Origin of the sequence: Atribacter laminatus, from assembly GCF_015775515.1 — a bacterium.
GTDB lineage: Bacteria > Atribacterota > Atribacteria > Atribacterales > Atribacteraceae > Atribacter > Atribacter laminatus.
Genome location: NZ_CP065383.1, coordinates 2,630,117 through 2,650,437, shown reverse-complemented (window position 1 = coordinate 2,650,437; position 20,321 = coordinate 2,630,117). Strand labels below are relative to the sequence as shown.

Here is a 20,321-nt window from a genome sequence, read left to right as displayed (position 1 = left end):
TACCCTCCCTCCTGGGTAGTCAAGAATAAGCTGGAGATTTGAATCTCCAGCTTATTCTTTTTGTTATTGCATGAGTTTTTGTAATTCTTCTACATGAATCTTTTCCATATGTTCGCACATTTCTTGTGGGGTGATTTGCCCAGCTGTTAATGCGGTCATATCATTATAAAGTGCTCCAAAACCAACCGCTGGTGGGCTCCAGACATCCATAAAGCGATAGGTACCAGTATTGGTTTCAACAATGTCTAATTGTGCATTTTGAAATTCATCCAATTCTTCGTCTGGAGCTGATCCAATGACTATGGGTAGGTTGTTAGCAATTTTGAACCAAGAGTTATACATCACTTCTGGTCGAGTCCAGGTTTCTAAGAATTCCAGACAAAGCTCCGGATATTGAGTGGTTTTACTAATTTGTAAGTTAGCAAAGAAATCTACTAATTGATCATCTCGATCAAAACCATATTCTCCTTTAATGCGTGGGAACCAAAAGAAACCCCATTCATAGTCGGGAGGCATATCATAAGAGGTGTACCAGTTGCCAGTGAATAAAAATAGTGCCCGATCACCGAATTGCTCCATTTTTGCCATATCCATACTATTCATGGCAGCACCTGGTGAGAAAAATTCTTTTGTACGAAGATCGTCAAAATACTCAGCAGCTTTTAGCCAACCGGGATCTGTCCATTTTGGTCCTTGATTGGGATCCCTTCGATCGATCATATTATTGATTGCCTCAGCGCTAACGGTCTGGTTGAGAAAATGCTGATAAATATGTTGTGCCGGCCAGCCTTCATTAGCTCCTAATGCAATGGGGATATAATTCTTACCCTTCGCTGTTTCAAAGATATTATAAAGCTCTGCGTATTCTGTAGGTTCGGTTAACCCCATTTCATTAAAAAGTTTCTTATTATAAAAAACTGCTTCAGTAGTAAATCCGATCATTGGAACAGCGACATATCTTCCCTCAAATGACATAGCTGATTTTGCTGACTGGGGATAACGATCACCGTATTTTTCATACCACTCAGTGAGATCCAACAATTTTCCTTGCTTAAAAGTTTCAATCATGGTATAGGGATCTTCTGATTCAGAAATATCCGGTGGGGTTCCGCCAGCAAATGCCATTCTGACCATTTGATCTGCTTCTAAATTGGGCATAACCCGACGGCTTATTTTAACATTGGGGTGTTCTTTTTCAAAGATATCAATAATGTATTTAATTGCTTCTTGTTCTCTTGAATCGTTACGTTGATCCCACAAAGAAAGCGTAATCTGCTGAGCACCAACAACAGTGATTAAACTAAAAGCCATAAAAACTACCAGTGAAAAGATTAAAATAGATGCGGTTAAACGACTTTTCATTTAAATACCTCCTTTTAATTTAATACGATGGATTCCATTCCCTATCTAAACCATTACATGAAACCCATTTTTTACTCAGATAAAATTAACTTTCTAATAGAAATTCAGTTGTTTGGGTAATCACCTTCTCAACCCAGACGACCAAATCATCTCCTTCAATTTGACTGCGATAGAGCTCTGGACTAAGTGTTTCACCATTTAATCGAACTTTAACGTCAGGGGTTTTCCAGTTACTGATAATGAATACTGGGTTGATAACTGATTCTTTTGGGAACATTCGAAATTGAATTCGGTCATCTCCATATTTTCTGAATCGATAAGCCATTTCAGAGAATGCATATCCTTCATAAATAATTTGTCCTTGACTCATTCCAGGAAGGTTCCCATGACTTTCAAATCCAGTTTGAATAACAGCTGGGTTATACCAAGATTTAAGAAGATTGACTAAAGACGAGGTAGGTTCATTTGTTGCCCCAGTAAGGAATAACCAGGAAGTTGGGCGATGAGGTCGATCTGCAGGAATTGAAGTATAGTTGCAATCGACGATACAGGAATGAGTGGCGATATCCTTGATGTTTTCATTTGCTTTAGCAGCTAAAATGAAATCTTCCATGTCAGTAGCTGGCCAGTGCTTATAAATATTATTAGCACCATCAAAGAGACCAAAGTAGGGGTGGTTTTTTCCACAGGCGACACAAGGTTGGAAAGGAAAAATTCTTTTGTCCTTGACAAAAATTACATAGGGATTTGGACGATCTTTGACATGAACTCGACCGATATACTCATTCCAATCACTTATTTCCGGAAAAACAGAACAAAGAGGACGAGTTCCGTCATTGTTGGGATTGGTTGGTAACGGCCATGGGAGGCTGATTTTCTTTCCCTCAGAATTTTGGAGAGTCCACGCTTCTTGGGCATTTAAAACCTCATCAGGAGTTGTTCCCTTTCCATTGACTAGAATCCATTCCAGGACTTGCCAAAAATTGGGATTTCCTCCAAAGTCACTTTCATTCCCAGGCCAAGCTACCAATTTTCGGACGGCAACTCCATTAGGATAAACAGTATAATATTCATCAGCAGTGGTATTCCCATTGAAAACTTGATATCTTACGTTACAACAAGCATAATGCCAGTGAACTCGTGCTCTTGCCGGACCGGATTTTAGGATTTCGATTCGACTATATTTCAACTGTTTGTCCATTATTGGTTCATAGCAATGATGATCTTCTGGGCTGTTTGTTTCAAGCCATTCTGGTGTAAACCAGACACCATTACCGACGTCCCAACAGGCTACGTACTGGGCTTTTGACCAAAAAACCAATCTCCAGGGTTTGTCGAATTCAACAATAACTGCATGACCCTTTGCTCCGGAGAACTCAAGCTGAGTTTCATATGCTTTCATTTAAACACCTTCTTTAAAAATTTATTTTTAATTAATTTCAATTAATTATCGACTTTGTTGTACCTCTTTCAATTAATTGAGTTTCTAAAATATGATGCTGAACCTGTTTGGGATTTTTTTGTTCTACCAAGTTGATTATTTCTTGAACGAGAAGACTTGAGAGGGTATCAATTGGTTGTCGAACAGTGCTTAAGGGTGGATAAAAGTAAGAGGCCAACAAAGAGTCGTCGTATCCAATCACTGATACATCGTTAGGAATAGTTAGGCTTTTTTCTTTTAAACCCTTGATAACCCCTATGGCAATTTGATCGCTCGGACAGACAACTGCAGTTATCGACTGGCAATGATCATAAACATCCTTAATACCCCAGTAACCAGCGTTTTCGTCATAAGTTGGATTGAGATAAATTAGCTGAGAATCTTCAGGAAGGTTATAATGTTTTAGAGCTTTTTTGTAACCTTCCAAGCGATCTTCGGCATAAATATAATTGGGAGAAACTCCGACATAAGCAATTTTTTTATGCCCTTTTCGTATTAAAAATTCGGTTGCTTTAAAAATTCCATTAATATTGTCAACATCAACAGAAGGAATCTCAGGATATTCAGGTGATCTTCCGAAAATAACAAAAGGTTTTTTTTGTTTTAATAAATACTGAATCCTTAAGTCATTATGTTTTGGATCAACCAAAATAAATCCATCTACTCGATTTTCTTTTATAAGAAATTCATAACTCATTATCGGATTATAGTCTTGGTAGTCCTTATAAATTAAAAGGTAATAATTATTGAAAATGAGATTTTCTAATAATTTGGGTATTAAATCAATAAAGGTATAATTTTCTACGAAATACTTACTCTTATGAGGAATTATCAAGCCAACTGTATTGGTTTTTTTGGTTTTAAGACTTTGTGCTAAGGCGTTTGGTTTGTAACCTAACTTTTCGATCGAATGAAATATTCTTTCTCGCGTCTTATTACTGACTGCTCTTTTGTTACTTAATGCATGAGATACAGTTGTAATTGACACTCCTGCATCTTTGGCGATATCACGTATAGTAACCATGAAACCCTCCTTCAAATAATATATACAAAACGTTTTGCATTTGTCAATTCATAATTTTAGATTTAGAAAAAAAATAGATAAAACATATTCGAATATTGAGTACTAAAAGCAATAATAACCAAGCATTTTATTGTAATTTATAATGGAGGGATGTAATTTTTTAATGAAGGTTATAAAACACAAAACGTTTTGCTTTTTATATAATTAATGTCTTTAAAAAAATGAATTTTTTGAGTTCTTAAATCAATGAGTGATACGCTAAAAATTTTCAATTAGTAAATCTTCATAGAAAATCATTGGAAAGTAGTATGATTATTCATTTAAAAAAACTAGCCCCTCCTTTTTAAAAAATAATAATAATTGAAGTGTATTTTTAAGGATAAAGTGCTTTGAATGGGCTCAAAAGCAATCTCTATTCGTTATACACCCGTATTTCGTAAATCCGCGCTGAAGGTTCCCCTTGGGTAGCGTAGACCTCGATTTGGAGTTTTTGAGTTGTGATAGGTGAAAACCGATGGATTCTTCTCCTTTGGTAATTGTCATGGCAGTGGATGATTTCCTTCCAGGTACCCTGAGCATCATAAAACAAGGCATAGTCTTTGACACACTCAGGAAAACGATAGAGAGGTGGCGTGGACATATGGGTTTGAGTAAGATTGGTATCGAAAGTCAGGTAAACCGTATTGAAACTGGTTTCGACTGGAAATTCCAACGTTACCGTTTGTGGCATACCTTGAGAGGGATCGGAAATCCAGATATTGGTCCAGTTTTCTGGACGACTCACTCCACTGAGGATATTTTCTGCTTCGTAGGGGAAGACTTCGGGATAAATCCTAATGGTATATGCTCCTTTGGTTGAAGTCCATTTATTTTTTTCTTTTGATAAAGATGCCGTTCCTACCGGTGGTATTTTATGATATCTCCAAAAGATACCGGCTTGTGAACGGGCAGTGATAATATAAAAAGATTTCAGATCCACTGAAAGATTGATGGGGACCTTCACCCAGGAAACACCATTAGCAGGTGCACTCACTTTTTGTTTTGTGAGAATTCCTTCCGATCCATCGTAATCCCAAATATGCTTGGCTTTTTTAAGAGTAACCTCTATTTCAACCGGCTCGGAGAGATGGGATTCGACATAGAGATCAATTGAGTCAATGTGGTCGGAAGTTATTGGAAAAATCAAGGCTCTTTCAACTTCAAGCCCAGTCATTGATATCGTCCGCTGCCGGGGGTGGTCATACTCGGTCGCCAAATCGCCTTGGGCAAATTGGAGCTTGGCTGAACTTGATGCGGTGATTTCGGCATCCTGAGCTAAGTCTTTCGGATCGCTATTCTTTATTTGAGGGATGAAACCATCCTGTTTGAGGAGAAGCTGTTGGAGTTCGTGGATTTTCTCCGGATACAGTTCTCGAGGTTGAAGAGAATATTTGGTACACAAATAAGCGGCGGTGCCAGCTGCCTGGCCAATGGTCGAACAAGTGCCCATCAAACGAGTGGTTCCTAGAGCGACATGGGTAACACTAATATCCCTTCCTGCCATCATCAGGTTGGGAATGTCTTTGGAATAAAGCGATCGAAATGGAATACTGTAAACGGTAGCTTGCCGTTTTCCAATTTCTTCTGATTTTCCTGGAAACGACGGTTCAGGAGGTAAATCTTTTGCAAGAATGCCTCCTGGAGTGTGAATATCGACAAACCATCCCCCGTAGGCTACTCGGTCATCAAATAAAGATCCATAAGTGACATCTTTTTCTTTCATAATATAATCACCCATAATCCTTCTCGACTCTCGTTTTCCAGGGACCATTCCAATCCAATTGAGAACCAAGTGGTCAGCTTGATGGTCGTCGTGATTTTTTATGTGGTTCCAAACCGCCAGGACCATTTTAATGAGTTCCTTTCGGATATTTGCATGATCTGCTATGGTATGATAAGGAGGATTTCCAATTTCGATCCACCAATAGCCAGCTTCAACATCATGATGGGTGCGAAAAGCTAAGTCTTCATCGCTGGAGAGTTGGGGAACCCAATCCGGTGGGGTAAATGGAACTGGGAAACCGACATCTCTCGCATGGAAGAGTAAGCTACTCCCCTGAGTATAGCTGTCGGCTTTTTCTGGTGCTAAACTTTCTTTAAATTCACTTCTCGCTTCCCTTCCCATCCGGAATTCCGCTCCTGCCTGGTAGGCGATCACGCCATCTCCAGTGGCATCGATAAACAAACGACCTTTAAGAACGATCTCTTTTTCTGATCCGTTTTCATAGCATACGATTGAATCAATCAATTTTGGATTGGTTTTCGACATCAGAACCTTCTGAGCTGGTGTATCGATATAAAGGTCAAGATTTTTTTCATTGGCCGCAGCTTTATATAAGGTATAGTCCCAGGTTGAAGATCCATGACCGGTCCAGATTCGTGCAGTATCCTGAAAGCGATCCTCTAAAAAAAACTCTTCCAGTAGGCCAGTTTCTCTTGCCCAGGGGTTGAAATCGCAAGCTCCCCCAACTGGAACGCGAATTTCGCTGCTGGAATTTCCGCCAAGTACTGGACGATTTTGGACCAAGGCAACTCGACATCCCAAGCGTGCAGCAGCGATAGCAGCACAGGTTCCGGCCAAACCTCCTCCGACGACGATGAGATCATATTGTTCGCTCATGAAAACCTCCTTAGTCATTCTTCTTTACAATATTATAATTTTTGCTTTGCAAAAACCGTAATTGCTGTCTAAGCGTTTGAAAAAAATTAAAAAATAAAAAAATGCAAAAGGATAGACATCCATGTTGCTTTGCAACACCAGATGATGATGAAAATCCCTATCTAAATCCGTCATTGCGAGGAGGCTAACTGTCTTTTAGTTAGACGACGTGGCAATCTCCTCCACCCAATCAGTCATTCTGAGGAGCGTATTTTGCGACGTGAGAATCTCATCTTTTTCCGTTTCACAGTTCCACGATTACCAAATTCCATAACATTAAAAGATGAGATCCTTTATCTTTTTTTCCCATAGACCCCTTAGCTTTTTTCTTGAGATAGCTTTTTTCTAACTTTTTTATAATCCTTTTGTTAATTTTTTTGTTTTCCTCTCCCCTGGTGGGAGAGGATTAAGGTGAGGGGGGAACCAGATTATCTCTTCCTGGCTCAATTTAAAAACGCCTAACCGGGATCTTAGCCCAGGCTTTTCACCCTCATCCTAACCTTCTCCCATCAAGGAAGAAGGAATGAAAGATTACACCACCTCGATCCCTCGGTGCTTTCCGCCAATACTCCCCCTCGGTTTTTTCATCCTCATCTAGTGCCGCGAAACGGTATAATGGTCTACCCTTTTACGGCTCCAAAAGTAAGACCGCTGATGAGTTGTTTTTGAGCTAAAAATGAGAAGATAAAAATTGGCAGGACCGCCAGGGTTCCTGCCGCACAAATTTGACCCCAGAAGATACCCATTTCACCGATCAGCTCTGGTACTGCGACTGGTATAGTTTTCGTATTGGTACCGGTGAATATTAAGGCAAAGAGAAATTCATTCCATGAGAGGGTAAAAGCAAAAATCGAAGTCGCCGCTAAACCTGGCCGACTGAGAGGAAGCGTGATTCGTAAAAAAGCAGTCAGTCGCGAACACCCATCTATAACCGCTGCTTCTTCCAGTTCTCTCGGAATGGACAGAAAAAAGCCTCGCATCATCCAAATGACAAAGGGGGTTTGAAAGGCAGTATATAAAAGAATGATCCCTCCATAGGTATCGGTGAAACCCAGTTTCCTCATGACTAAAAAAAGTGGGACCACACCCGCTACCGGTGGAAGCATTCGAGAAAAGAGGACCATAAAGAGGAGGAATTTTCGCATCGGAAAATTGTATCGGGCGAAACTATAGGCAGCAACTGCCCCTAAAATGACCGATAATACTGCCGTCCCTGAGGCGATAATGATACTATTTTTAAAAAAGTAGGTGAGATTGAGCCGGCTGAACAGATCAATATAATTGGCACCAGTAGGCTTAAAAAACAAAAAAGTTGAAAACAAGTTTAAAGGTTGTTTGAAAGACATCAAGACCATTTGAATGACCGGTGCAATAAAGAGAATAACCAGGATAATAATGATGCCTTCTATTTTTCGGCTCATACTTCCATCTCCTTATACAAATATCGGAAGAAAACAAAACTAATCAGCAGGGTGAGGATAAGAATGATCACCGAAAGAGTTGAAGATGTCCCACCATCCCAGAACCGGAACATCGTTCGATAAATCATGATGCTGAGAGTTTGGGTTGAACCACCCGGTCCCCCACCGGTTAAGACCCAGATGATATCGAAAGCCCGAAGGGTGAAAATAGTTTGAAAAAGAAGAACAATCCAGATAATGGTTTTTAAAAGCGGTACAGTAATGAGAAAAAATATTTGTACCGACGATGCTCCATCAACTTTAGCGGCGTCATAGGGTTCATCAGGTAAAGCCTGAAGACCGGCGAGAAGGACCAAAATGACAAAAGGAATCCCCCTCCAAATTTCAGTTACGGTGACCGAAAAAAGCGAGGTAGCCGGATCGGCGATCCACCCCGGCCCTCTTATACCGAAAAAACGGAGAATCTGATTAATTTGGCCCAGGTCCGGATCCCAGAGGAGACGCCAGATCAAGCTGATTATGGCAGGGGCACTGATATAGGGAATGAGTACAATAGAACGAGTGGTTTGCTTGGCAAATTTTTGACCGTTAAGTAGGTAAGCCAAGCCCAAGCCGAGGACAAATTGGATTCCAACCACAATTCCGGTGAATTGAAGAGTTATTTTCACCGAATTCCAAAATACCGGATTATTAAACACATCAAGATAATTTTGCAATTTGATAAAATTAAAAGTTGGAGGAAGAACTTTCCAGGAAAAAAAACTGAGGTAGACGTTATAAAAAACCGGATAAATCAACAAAGGGAAAATGATAGCGAGAGCAGGAAGGATCAGCAAGTACGGAACGCTTTTATTAAATTTTCTTGAAGCCATTCAATAGCCTCCAAAGCAAGATTGAAGCTCCATTTTAAAATTATTTATCTCCCACGCGGCATAGGTCAATGCCGTGTGGGAGATGGTATTATTAGAATTTATTGAATGAGTTTCTGAATTGCGCTAGCGGCATCATCCATTGCCTGTTTGGGGGTTTTGGCACCGGTGAATGCTTGATGAAGCTCGCGAGCGACTGTCTCCCGGGCTTCGGGGAAGATTGGAGAAGGAGAAGGCATTTTCCCGACGGCGTACACATCGGCAATGATCGCGGCAGCTTCTGGTCCTACTGCATTGATAAATTCCTCACTCTGGAAGCTCGATAAACGAGTTGGACCATTTCCACGAGCGACCATGTATTTTTGGGCCTCGGCACTGGAGATAAACTTAATGAATTCCCAAGCAGCCTCGACTTCTTTGCAGTTTTTATCAATAAACACTGCCCAGCAACCCATATGCCCATATCCTAATCCTTTATCGGGTTTTTGCGGAAGTTTGGCCATTCGTGCATTGCCAGCGATTTTAGAAAGCTCTGGTTTGTTCCAGTCAATATTATATTGCCACCAAAGAGTGGTCATGGCAGCCAAACCTTCCTGCATGGCAGTTTTGACTTCACTGGAGGTATAGGAAAGAGTTCCGGCGGGAACGACCTTAAAGGTATTGAGAAGATCGGTCAGTAAAGCGGCGGCTTCTACACCGGCTTCATTATTCACTACAACCTTCTCACCATCAAAAAAAGCACCGCCATGGGGATAGAGCCAGCTTTCAAAATCATCAATAAGCTGCGATCCTTCTTTTCCCATGAAAGCGTATCCATATACATCCACAACCCCATCTCCGGTTGTGTCCTTGGTGAGAGCTTGAGCATTGCTGACAAATTCATCTATGGTTACTGGCACGGCTAATCCGAATTCATTATAGAGATCTTCGCGATAATGAAGCATGGCTGCGCCGGATCTGATCGGCAAAGCAACCAATTTTCCATCTGCAGCTCGGAAAGCTTCGATGAGACCGGGTACGTAATCATCATAATCCTCAATTTCAGAAATGCGGGAATCCAGTTCAAGGAAGACATCCGATCCTAAATCGTTACGCCAAGTCGTATTGGATAAGGAGATAACATCAAAGGTGCTGCTTCCCGAAAGCATTTCCATCATGGCTTTCTCCATGATGACGTCTACTCCATAGAGCACCGGTACAACTTCAATTCCAGTTTTTTCTTGAAATTGCTTGAGTAACTCACCGTCGCCAGTTACAGCGAAATGAACTGGGTGGGCTAACCATTGAATTGTAGTCGCTGAAACCAAAGGGGTTAAAACCAGGAAAACGAATATAACCATAAGGAAAAACGCTGTCTTTTTGGTACACCATTTCGATTGAGAAAAATCAAACATTTCTTCTACCTCCTTAAATATTTTGGAAAATTGGGGAACCAAGATGAAGCCCTCAGTTATTTTTATTTTTCAGCAGTAATATGCTTATCACCTCCTTAGTGGAATAGACTGTCATGCCACTTTTGTGGCACCAGATGAGGATGAAAATAGGTATCCAGGAATCGTTTCCCCCTTTAGCAAAGGGGGTTAGGGGGATTTGAATTATTTCCCGCTCCGTCATTCAGGCTGTGTCATAATTATTCTGTAAATTTTTTACCACCACTTAGGTTAATATTTTACAGGAATATTGGGAATAAATAACCAAAAAACTGAAGATAAATAGAATATATCCTCCACTTTCAAACTCTTTTTAGTGTATGAAAGAGATTGTGACCCAGCCTGATTGCGAGGAGCGCAGCGACGTGGCAATCTCATCAACCCGCCCCGTCATTGCGAGGAGCGCAGCGACGTGGCAATCTCATCTTTTTAAATATTTATAAATAAAGAACCTAAAAGATGAGATCCTCACGGCTTCTTAATACGAAGCCTCAAAATGACGCCAGCGGCGTCAGATGAAATCCTCACGCGTAAAATCACCACTCAGGATGACTGATGAAAGGCACACCCCCCTAACCCCCCTCAATGGGGGAATTTGTTTGATAGTATTTTCAGGATAGACCCTCATGCTGCTTTCGCAGCACCAGATGAGGATGAAAATACCTATCTAAATCCGTCATTGCGAGGAGCGTCTTGTGCGACGTGGCAATCTCTACCATCCACTTAGTCATTCTGAGGAGTCCGGTGTTTTTGCCGGACGACGTAAGAATCTCATCATTTAAAGTATTTATGAAGAAAAAACTTAAAAGATGAGATCCTCACACGTAAAATCACCACTCAGGATGACTGATGAAAGGCACACCCCTTTGCATCCCCCCTCAATGGGGGAATTCATTTGATTGTATTTTCAGGATAGATTTATTGGTGTTCAATCTTTTATTATGACGAGGCGGCTTCAAAAATAACCCAAGAAGTCAAGCTTTTTTCTATTTTCCCATAATACGAGAGCAATATCAATAACATAAAATTCTTCAATAGAATCTTTATGAAGCCCTTTATAATGATAAAAGTGAATTTCTACAATTTTTTCGATCCAAAAATTCCAGCCGGTTATGAGTTATGGTCTTAATTTCACCTCTCCCCTCAACTGGACTCAGAATGGTAAGAACCTATGCCCTATTGTACTTGGAAAATTTAATGTCTTTGAACTAAAAATTTCAAATGATTGATTTTGATAAGAACAAGGATCCGGTTCCATGATATAATGAAAAAAAAGAGACTTATTTATGGAGAATTCAGGTGAAATTATGCTTCAGGTTGAACATTTAAAAGTTGAGGTAGGTAACGAGATCATTTTGAAAGACGTAAATCTTACCATTGGTGAGGGTGAAGTTCATATTTTACTTGGACCCAATGGAGCTGGAAAAACAACTCTATTAATGGCTATCATGGGAATGCCAGGATATACTATTTTAGATGGGCGAATAATTTTTCAGGAAAAAGACATAACTTCTCTGAGTGTAGAAGAACGTTCCCAACTGGGGATAGGAATGGCTTTCCAAAAGATGCCGACTATACCAGGAGTCCAACTTCAAACTCTCGGGAAATTAATTGTTGAAAAACATAAAAACTCAATATCCGTTGATGAGGTTTCGGAGAAAGTAAATTGTGGTTCTCTTTTAAATCGTAGTATTGGTCAAGGATTTTCTGGAGGAGAAGCAAAGCGGGCTGAGCTTTTTCAACTTCTTTTGCATCGTCCTATGTTTTCTATGATCGATGAACCAGAATCGGGTGTTGATCTTGATAACATATCGCTGGTAGGAATTGCCCTCCAAGAGCTTTTTGATAGGAAGTTAGTGAGAAAGAAAAAACGATCAGGGTTAATCATCACTCATACCGGGTTTATTCTGGATTATATAAATGCTGAAATGGGGCATGTTTTAATGGATGGGAAAATAATTTGCCAAGGGAACCCGAGGGATATTTTTTCCGGTATTAAGCTCAATGGATATGAAGCCTGCGTGAGGTGCGAGCGATGAAAAAAGATGAATATTTTCACGATATCAAACAAAAAGCTGAAGCAGCATATAATAAAAAAGCAGCATTAGGTCCGGATATTGACTTGAGTGAATTTTCAGTATGCTCTCCTCATGAAAAGGTCGAAAGTATCGAAAGCATTTCCCGATCAATGAAAGAGGCTGCTTTATATGCTGGTGTTGATCTACAGGAATCCGGTAATGCAGCAACCTATGTTCAGGTTGATCGTTCCGCCATCTTTGAAAAGATACAAAAAGCTTTTCAGGGAAAATTAGAAATTATGAGTATTAGCCAGGCAATTGAAAAATATCCTGAAGTGAGGAATTATTACTGGAATCTTATCCCGGTTGATTTTGATAAATATACCGCTTATACCGAATTGTGCCAGACCGAAGGATATTTTATCCGGGTCTTTGCTCATCAGCAGATTAATGTTCCCCTTCAAGCCTGTTTGTTGATGTCAGAGGAAGCCAGAGTGCAGAGTGTTCATAATTTAATTATCCTCGAAGAGGGAGCTCAAGCTAACATCAATACTGGGTGTGCTTCGGTTAAGGGAAATAAAAACGGTTTGCATATCGGTGTCAGTGAATTTTATATTGGTAAAAATGCCCAGTTAACCTTTACTATGATCCATAATTGGGGTGAAAATTTCCATGTTCGTCCCCGTACCGTAGTGGAAATGGAAGATAATTCATTTTACAGCAGCACTTATGTGCTTATGAAACCCCTTCTTTCCCTACAAACTTTTCCTAAGGCTATTTTAAAGGGAGAGAATGCCAATGCTAACTTCCAAAGCATCATTTTTGGGAAAGAGTCATCGATTATCGATGTCGGTTCCAATCTAATTATGAAAAGCCGAGGATGCCGGGGGAATTCGGTTTCTCGGGTTTGTGCTGCCGATCATTCGAAGGTATATGCTCGGGGTAAATTAGCTTCTTATCATGATGAAGCTCAGGCTCATTTAGAATGTAAGGGTATACTTTTTTCCCGCGATTCAGAGATTATTTCGATACCGGAACTTGAAGTTTACGGCGCTCCTAAAAGTCGTTTATCTCATGAAGCAGCGGTTGGACCTATAGAGGAAGAAGCAATTAATTACTTACGTTCACGGGGCCTCAGCAAAGAAGAAGCTCTATCCTTGATAACCAGAGGATTTTTGAACGTTGATCTTCCTGGGGTTCCACCAGCCTTAAAAAAGTATATTGAGGAAATTGTCAAGATGACCTCGCAAGACCTCATGTAAAAAAACCTTGCTGTAATCAATCTTTTTAAGATTATTTAAAAAATAAGCCCAGGTGCTCATCAAAGAAATGAGCAAAAGATGCCTGGGCTTTTCACTTTATTTCAATGATTAACCTTATTAGAAAATTTCGTTGATATATTGTTCCAGCTCACTTTCCGAGAGAGAGCGAGAAATTTGACGAGTAATCCTCCCCTGACGGTTGATAAAAACATTATGAGGGACACTCCGCACACCGTAGAGATCTGATACCGTTTCGTCTTCATCATCCTGTAGAACCAGGTATTGAACCCCCTGAGATTGGACGAATTCAGCGATACCGGCCCGGATACCAATCCCGATAACCATCAGCTCTTCACTGTCAGCGTATTTTTGATGTATTGAATTCAAGTGAGGGACTTCACTTTTGCAGGCTGGACAATTGGACATAAAAAAGCAAAGAACAATGGGCTTTCCTAAGTGGTCACTTAAAGTAAAAGATTGACCGCTTAAATCCAATAGGGTAAAATTTTTCTCCATCCCAGGAGTTTGAGTTGGAGTCGGAGTTGGCGTGGGAGGAGTTGGCGTGGGAGGAGTTGGCATACATCCAGTTACTGCTATTAGCATTATTACACAGAGAGCCATAATCAAAAGGGAAAATTTTTTCATCATATTTCCTCCTATTATCCATTGTTTGGATTATTATTGAAAAAATAATTAAATCCGTTTTTGAGATCAACTATTTAACACTAAAGTGAAACGAATCTTTTTATTATTATACGTTATGAGCATCTTATTCGTTTAAAAAAATTGAAAAATTTCGATAGTACTTTTTTTAATTCGTTGCTTTCAATTATTAAAATCTGCCCACAGAGGAGACATTTTAGATTATTTTTATATCACTGATTTGAGATTCTGAAAGAAACGTTGTTCTTTTGACAAATGTTGGTTTTTTCGGTCACTATTTTTTTTCATCATCATTATTCTCTTGGTTTCTCAAAATTTGAACGACCTTTTTCAAAGCCAATTCATCGCCAACATTTCCAGGAAAGATTATAAATGGCATTTGGTTAAAGCGTTTTTCTGGTTCTAAAAGCCATACTGGTACACCAGGAAGAATCTGTCCTATAGCGAAGGCTTTCTTTACACCCATCCCTTTGGTTGCGATATCACTGGCTGTTGATCCTCCTTTTGCAACGAAAAAGGAAGGTATAATTTGAATTTTTTTTAGGACAGCAACCAATCCTTCGGATATGTCGTTTGAACTTTCCCCAATCTCCTTTTCTTTACCGGCTATTCCTTCTTGTTCATCAGGTCGAGTGGTATAGATACATACATCAATGCCTTGTTTCAGCGCTTCATCGGTTTCTTTACTCACTCTTTCAGTTTCATGGTCACGAAGATCGGCTGATTGAGCTTTGGATATATCCCATTCAATAAATTTTATATTGTTTGTTTCTTGTAACTTTCTAAATTGTTCATTGGTTCTTTTTACATATGAGCCGATGATTATTAAACCAGCCTTGGCTTTTTTTTCCTGAGGAAATAAATCATAATGAGTCAAAATCGGTTTCGGCTTCTCCTTTTTTAATACTTTAATGAAAGATGCCGCTGTCCGAAAAATAAAGGATTTTCCTTGCCGAAAAGCCTCGGTTAATGAAATTACCAGGACTTTTAGATCGGTATATTCAAGAGCATTGACAATAAGTTTATTGAAGTTTTCTAAATTTATTAATTGATCACTTATTGATTTAAAATCCTTTTGTCGAATTGACTCTAAGGAGATACTCGATATTTGTTCAGGCTTAATGGAATAATTTGATTTTTCTTCGATCCAGTTTCTTAAATTTGATGCCTGGAATGCAAAATTTGTATCTTTGGAAAACTCGGTCTGACCAACTGGTTTAAGAACATTACCTTCTTGAACATATTGAATATCATTGGCGGTTATTCTTCCCCCTTCCCTAAAAAAGGGAATAAGAATTTCTCCGCCAAGGTTTTTCCACTTTTTAAGTTCGGTATAGATGACTTCAGTTTCTAAAGGATAGTGCCCCCTTAAAGTTGAGTCGCTTCGTGAAATTAACCAGAAATCCTGATGATCTTTTTCGAAAACTGTTCGCAAATTAGTACATAAATTTTTGTGAACCTTTATGGTTTCTTCTCTTGAGAGCGAACGTGAGTTGGTTAAGATAAAAGAGATCGGGTCGGAAGAATCGGCTATATGCTGAAAGGTATCTCTACCCCATCGGGTGTAAACTGGAACAGAATCAACGGCCTGTGCGCCAGTTGGATCATCATCTAAAACAATAATTTTCGTCGGTATTTTTTCCAGGGCATCATTCCATTGCTGATCGATGAATACAATATCGGTGCGAGTGTAATGAGGAAAACGGTTTAAAAAATCATTTAAAAGGAGCTGATCATTCATCAATAATCTTTGCTCCATGAAAGATAAAATACTGGCCTTCCCAGTTTAGATCTGTCTTCTTTTTATTCAATTCCATCGCTCCCAATTAAGATTCCTAAGCTCCAATATTCGTCCCCTTTTTTATTTAACCGTAGCATGGAACTCTTCTTTATCTTCTTTGCATATGGTCTGAATCAATCGTCTTGCCGACATCACTGCACTGGGCAATCCGCCTCCGGGTTCTATCCATTGACCACACATATAGAAATTCTGTAACCCTGAGAGAGTCTGAAGCGTTGGTTTGAGCACAGTCATGGTGTTTTGGGGAGTGATCAGCCAACCTTCAAATGATCCTTGCCAGTTACCGGTGTACCGTTCAAAAGTCAGAGGGGTAGCCACATCAACCATTTCGACATCTTGCGAAATACCGGGAAAGCGCTGGTTCAGCAAATGAACAATAGTTTGTCCAATTTGCTCTTTCTTTGCTTGGTAGGCGGCAGGATCAGACGATAAGTCTTTCCAATATTGGTAATTAGAAGGCATCATGACAACTAAACTGGTTTTTCCTGCTGGCGCCAAAGTTGGATCTTGATTAAATAGATGAACTGATAAACGGCTTTGTACAGCATCTCCAATCTCAGTAGGTTGACGAAGTGGAAAGCTCAAACCAGAAACTGATTGTGGCTCATCAGGGAATAAACGGTTTACTCCCAGGCCGATATATAATAATGCAGGAAACCGAGGCCATTTCTCATAACGCTCTTTGATTTCGTCGTCAACATATTTTCCATCGAGCATTTTAAAAATGGTACTATACCCGTCAGCAGCAGAAATAACTCGATCGGCGGTAGGTTGGCTTCCATCCTCTAATTTAATTCCAACCGCTTGGTTATTTTCAACTAAAATTTTGTTCACCCGACTTTGGTAATGGATTATACCGCCCAAGTCGAGATATCGTTGAGCCATAGCCTGTGACAAGGGCATCGATCCTCCTATAGGATATCCGGCGTTTTTCTTGTGAAGAAAACCAAAGGTAAAAAGGATGAAAAATATCGAGAATTCTGGTAACCACATTTCTTGGAAGGCATCTCTTAAAATCGGATCTTTAAAAACTTGGGTAAACTCATAGGTGCTTATCTTCATCATTTCATGGAAAGCTTTCCCTTTGGCAACATATAACCATCCTAACTTCATTTTTTTGCCTAAACGGGTCAACCAAGGGTCAGATGGAGAAGGTTGATCGAATTTCATACATAACCGAATACCCTGAATGAATTGTTGTATTGGTTTGGCGTCTTGTGGTGAAAAGTCAAGTAAATGTTTTTCTAATCGATCCACATCGCTATAGAGAATGAGAGTCCGACCATCGCTGGTTTCATAGCGCATAAACTCTTCTGGATTGACAATTTTGAGTCCTGGCATGACGCCGACCTCTTCCCAATAATGATACATCTCACTCTGAGGTGAAGTACCGACTAACCAGTGGACACAGCCATCGATAGTATATCCTTTGCGCTTCCATGCCGTACATAAACCACCGGGAAGATTGTGCATTTCGAAAATTTGGCTTTGATATCCATTCATTTGAGCATAGATTCCTGCTGAAAGCCCGGCAAATCCTGCTCCAATAACAATTATGGATTGATTCTTCATGAATGACCCCTCCAAAAAAATCAAAATTCGATAAGAACGATTCTGTAAAGCCACGGGTATGGTAAATTAAGCCCTTAAAAAAAAATAAAATTGTAGGGGCGACAATTTATTACGCCCGATTCATGGAGCGACATGCCATGGCATGTCGAATCTTAGGTTTTATCCCTCATCTGGTGCTACAAAATAGCATGAAGGTCTATCCTGAAAATACCGTGAACTGTGAAGTGTGAACCGTGAACAGTTTAAAAATCCACCCTCATCCTCACCTTCTCTGTACGAACGGGGACATAGGTTACACTTTAGTCTAAGGACATAGGTAACACTTTTTAATCATCTTGAATCTCCGTTGATTCAAAAGTAAGGGTCTTTTTATCAATTATACCAATATCATAGGTAGAGAAACTAACTAACCAGGAATGAGTATAGTCTTTGAATCCGAGAAGTTCACCAGCAAAGACTTTACTGATTCTGATCAGACGGTTGCCATAAAGAGAAATCCGTCCTGAGGAATCGACTTTACGAGTGAGCGTATGATGAGGATATTCACAATCACTTAAGGTTTTTGGATAGGGCCGGTCACTTTTGTGGTACCAGGAAGCTGGGGTTTCTTGGTTGATTGCTTCATGGGGTCGTACGGTGTTATAGATGGTTTTAAAGGTTTCAAAGCGGTCTTGTTGGGTGAAAAGATTGGTGGCTGGTTTTTGACAGGCCTCTTCTTTTAAGGTGCGGTGCATCCGTTCATGACGGCTATTTTGTTCTGGATGTCCCGGATCAATGCGCTCTAAGATGATGCCGAGTTTCACTAACCACACCGAGAGTTGAGTGAGTCCAAAGGGAGAGTGAAGAGAAGCAAAGGGACTCCCGTTATCACTGCGGATCACCTGGGGAAGACCATATGTGGAAAAGCACTCTTTGAAGACCGGAAGGGATTCTTGAATGCTGGGAGAGGAAAGAGCTTCACAGGCAAGGAGATACCGGCTATAGTGATCGGTGATGGTTAAAGGATAACAGTATTTCCGATCTTGGGTTCGAAATTGTCCTTTAAAGTCGACACACCAGATCTCATTGGGTTCATGGCTGGTTCGAAGTTGACTGGTTGGCACACTTCTTCTCAATCGACGAGGGTGTGATCTCACCAGTCCATGGCGAGATAAGATGGCACTGATGGTACTGATTGCTGGAAAGACAATATCGGGATACTGTCTTTCCAAGGCGGGCTTGAGCTTTTTAGCTCCCCAACTGGGATGCTTGAATTTGGTATCCAGAATCATTTGCTCGGTCAGGGCATCAGTTTGACCCGCCAGGTGATGAGGACGTCGGGATTGATCTTTAAGTCCATCCAAACCAAAGGCTTGAAAACGATGAATAAACTTATAGGCGGTTTTTCGAGAGATTCCATATTCTCGACACAAATCTGTCACCTTTTCCTTGTTGAGATAACGATAAATCAATTCTTGTCTGAGATCCACTTTGTGTACCTCCGTCCATGGCATAAGGCATTCCTCCTTATGCCAGTAGTATACAAAGTGTTACCTATGTGTCAGGAACTTTCTGTTACCTATGTGTCCGGATCATACCCTCCCATCAAGGGAGAAGGAACTATGAATTCTTTTTTTCTTTTTTCCCTCGCCCCTTCGTGGGAAAGGGTCAGGGTGAGGGGGCAACTCGTTTTCATCCTCATCTGGTGCGGCAAAATAGCATGAAGGTCTATCCTGAAAATACCATCTTATAAATTCCCCCATTGAGGGGGGATAAAGGGGGGTGTGCCTTTAATCCGTCATCCTGAGGCTTCGCATTCAGAAGCCGTGAGGATCTCATCTGACGCAGCCAGCGTCATCCTGAGGCTTCTCATTCAGAAGCCGTGAGGATCTCATCTTTTTATATTTTAATTTTGGAAAAGATTGAAAAGGATGAGATTCTCACGTCGTCCGGGAGAAGACACCAGACTCCTCAGAATGACAAATTAGGTGGCAGAGATTGCCACGTCGCATAGGATGCTCCTCGCAATCAGGCTGTGTCATAATTATTCTGTAAATTTTTTACCACCTCTTATGTTAATATTTTACAGTAATATTGGGAATAGATAACCAAAAAACTGAAGATAAATAGAATGTATCCTCCACTTTCAAGCTCTTCTTGGTGTGTGAAAGGGATTGTGACACAGTCTGAATGACGGAACAGGAAAAAATTTAAATCCCCCTCACCCCCTTTGCTAAAGGGGGAAATTGATTCTTGAGTATATATTTTCATTCTATTTTGGTGCCACGAAAATGGCATGAAAGTCTATCCTGAAAATACCTGTTCCGTATGAGGAACAAGTCTATCCTGAAAATACCGGAATGATTTTTTAAAGGTAACTCATATTAAGTAACTCACCAGAATCTCATCCAGGGCTTTCACCCTCATCCTCACCTTCTCCCATCCAGGGAGAAGGAACTCTGAATTCTTTTGTTCTTTTTTCCCTCGCCCCTCGGTGGGAGAGGGCCAGGGTGAGGGGGCAACTTATTTTCATATTCATCTGGTGCTGCGAAAGCAGCATGAGGGTCTATCCTGAAAATCTATATGCTGGCATGATAAATCAAGCCCTACAAAAGAATCAAAATATGGAGTGGCACAATAAATTGTGCCCGACTAATGTAGCGACATGCCATGGCATGTCGAATCTTGGATTTTCATCCTTATTTGGTGCCACGAAAATGGCATGAAAGTCTATCCTTATTATCGCATGTTTCTATGGAAAGAATAATTGAAATTTATATT

General features: G+C 40.3%; 13 protein-coding genes. 2 read left to right on the top strand and 11 right to left on the bottom strand.

What is annotated here, in order from left to right; genetic code table 11:
* Window positions 1-63: 63 nt before the first annotated feature.
* The 7 genes from RT761_RS11865 to RT761_RS11835 form a co-directional block, all read right to left on the bottom strand.
* Window positions 64-1,362 carry an ABC transporter substrate-binding protein gene (locus RT761_RS11865; RefSeq protein WP_218111632.1) on the bottom strand — a complete coding sequence of 433 codons (1,299 nt, stop codon included), beginning with the start codon at window positions 1,360-1,362 and terminating at the stop codon, window positions 64-66.
* A gap of 85 nt (window positions 1,363-1,447) precedes the next feature.
* Window positions 1,448-2,764 (bottom strand): hypothetical protein, encoded by a 1,317-nt coding sequence (locus RT761_RS11860; protein ID WP_218111631.1) that lies wholly within the window; start codon window positions 2,762-2,764, stop codon window positions 1,448-1,450.
* 37 nt (window positions 2,765-2,801) lie between these two features.
* Entirely contained in the window at window positions 2,802-3,827 is a 1,026-nt protein-coding gene (locus RT761_RS11855) for a LacI family DNA-binding transcriptional regulator (RefSeq protein ID WP_218111630.1), read from the bottom strand.
* A 412-nt stretch (window positions 3,828-4,239) separates the two neighbouring features.
* Entirely contained in the window at window positions 4,240-6,486 is a 2,247-nt protein-coding gene (locus RT761_RS11850) for an FAD-dependent oxidoreductase (RefSeq protein WP_218111629.1), read from the bottom strand.
* Window positions 6,487-7,145: 659 nt separating this feature from the next.
* Window positions 7,146-7,946, bottom strand: coding sequence for a carbohydrate ABC transporter permease (locus RT761_RS11845; RefSeq protein WP_218111628.1), 801 nt, complete (start codon window positions 7,944-7,946; stop codon window positions 7,146-7,148).
* Window positions 7,943-8,818, bottom strand: a complete 876-nt coding sequence (locus tag RT761_RS11840; protein ID WP_218111627.1) for a carbohydrate ABC transporter permease — start codon at window positions 8,816-8,818, stop codon at window positions 7,943-7,945. Before RT761_RS11840 ends, RT761_RS11845 begins: the two co-directional genes overlap by 4 nt.
* A gap of 98 nt (window positions 8,819-8,916) precedes the next feature.
* Window positions 8,917-10,209, bottom strand: a complete 1,293-nt coding sequence (locus RT761_RS11835) for an extracellular solute-binding protein (RefSeq protein WP_218111626.1) — start codon at window positions 10,207-10,209, stop codon at window positions 8,917-8,919.
* Between the two features lie 1,322 nt (window positions 10,210-11,531).
* On the opposite strand from RT761_RS11835, the gene RT761_RS11830 reads away from it, so the two are divergent.
* Together RT761_RS11830 and RT761_RS11825 are read left to right on the top strand one after the other, a co-directional pair.
* Window positions 11,532-12,284 (top strand): ABC transporter ATP-binding protein, encoded by a 753-nt coding sequence (locus RT761_RS11830; protein WP_218111625.1) that lies wholly within the window; start codon window positions 11,532-11,534, stop codon window positions 12,282-12,284.
* A complete protein-coding gene (locus RT761_RS11825) occupies window positions 12,281-13,525 on the top strand; it encodes a SufB/SufD family protein (RefSeq protein WP_218111624.1) in 1,245 nt (414 codons plus the stop codon). The genes RT761_RS11830 and RT761_RS11825 overlap by 4 nt, the downstream gene beginning before the upstream one ends.
* Window positions 13,526-13,642: 117 nt before the next feature.
* On the opposite strand, the gene RT761_RS11820 is transcribed toward RT761_RS11825, so the two are convergent.
* From RT761_RS11820 to RT761_RS11805, 4 genes are all read right to left on the bottom strand, one after another.
* On the bottom strand, window positions 13,643-14,173 hold the full coding sequence (locus RT761_RS11820; protein ID WP_218111623.1) for a peroxiredoxin family protein: 531 nt from the start codon (window positions 14,171-14,173) through the stop codon (window positions 13,643-13,645).
* A 289-nt stretch (window positions 14,174-14,462) separates the two neighbouring features.
* On the bottom strand, window positions 14,463-15,929 hold the full coding sequence (locus tag RT761_RS11815) for a four-carbon acid sugar kinase family protein (RefSeq protein ID WP_218111622.1): 1,467 nt from the start codon (window positions 15,927-15,929) through the stop codon (window positions 14,463-14,465).
* Between the two features lie 120 nt (window positions 15,930-16,049).
* On the bottom strand, window positions 16,050-17,561 hold the full coding sequence (locus tag RT761_RS11810; protein ID WP_218111621.1) for a phytoene desaturase family protein: 1,512 nt from the start codon (window positions 17,559-17,561) through the stop codon (window positions 16,050-16,052).
* 326 nt (window positions 17,562-17,887) lie between these two features.
* Window positions 17,888-19,054, bottom strand: coding sequence for an IS481 family transposase (locus RT761_RS11805; RefSeq protein ID WP_218110800.1), 1,167 nt, complete (start codon window positions 19,052-19,054; stop codon window positions 17,888-17,890).
* Between the last annotated feature and the right edge of the window lie 1,267 nt (window positions 19,055-20,321).

Excerpts from the sequence above, each read along its gene's own strand:
- RT761_RS11865 (WP_218111632.1), bottom strand. The coding sequence starts at position 1,362 with ATGAAAAGTCGTTTAACCGCATCTATTTTAATCTTTTCACTGGTAGTT.
- RT761_RS11860 (WP_218111631.1), bottom strand. The coding sequence starts at position 2,764 with ATGAAAGCATATGAAACTCAGCTTGAGTTCTCCGGAGCAAAGGGTCAT.
- RT761_RS11855 (WP_218111630.1), bottom strand. The coding sequence starts at position 3,827 with ATGGTTACTATACGTGATATCGCCAAAGATGCAGGAGTGTCAATTACA.
- RT761_RS11850 (WP_218111629.1), bottom strand. The coding sequence starts at position 6,486 with ATGAGCGAACAATATGATCTCATCGTCGTCGGAGGAGGTTTGGCCGGA.
- RT761_RS11845 (WP_218111628.1), bottom strand. The coding sequence starts at position 7,946 with ATGAGCCGAAAAATAGAAGGCATCATTATTATCCTGGTTATTCTCTTT.
- RT761_RS11840 (WP_218111627.1), bottom strand. The coding sequence starts at position 8,818 with ATGGCTTCAAGAAAATTTAATAAAAGCGTTCCGTACTTGCTGATCCTT.
- RT761_RS11835 (WP_218111626.1), bottom strand. The coding sequence starts at position 10,209 with ATGTTTGATTTTTCTCAATCGAAATGGTGTACCAAAAAGACAGCGTTT.
- RT761_RS11830 (WP_218111625.1), top strand. The coding sequence starts at position 11,532 with ATGGAGAATTCAGGTGAAATTATGCTTCAGGTTGAACATTTAAAAGTT.
- RT761_RS11825 (WP_218111624.1), top strand. The coding sequence starts at position 12,281 with ATGAAAAAAGATGAATATTTTCACGATATCAAACAAAAAGCTGAAGCA.
- RT761_RS11820 (WP_218111623.1), bottom strand. The coding sequence starts at position 14,173 with ATGATGAAAAAATTTTCCCTTTTGATTATGGCTCTCTGTGTAATAATG.
- RT761_RS11815 (WP_218111622.1), bottom strand. The coding sequence starts at position 15,929 with ATGAATGATCAGCTCCTTTTAAATGATTTTTTAAACCGTTTTCCTCAT.
- RT761_RS11810 (WP_218111621.1), bottom strand. The coding sequence starts at position 17,561 with ATGAAGAATCAATCCATAATTGTTATTGGAGCAGGATTTGCCGGGCTT.
- RT761_RS11805 (WP_218110800.1), bottom strand. The coding sequence starts at position 19,054 with ATGCCATGGACGGAGGTACACAAAGTGGATCTCAGACAAGAATTGATT.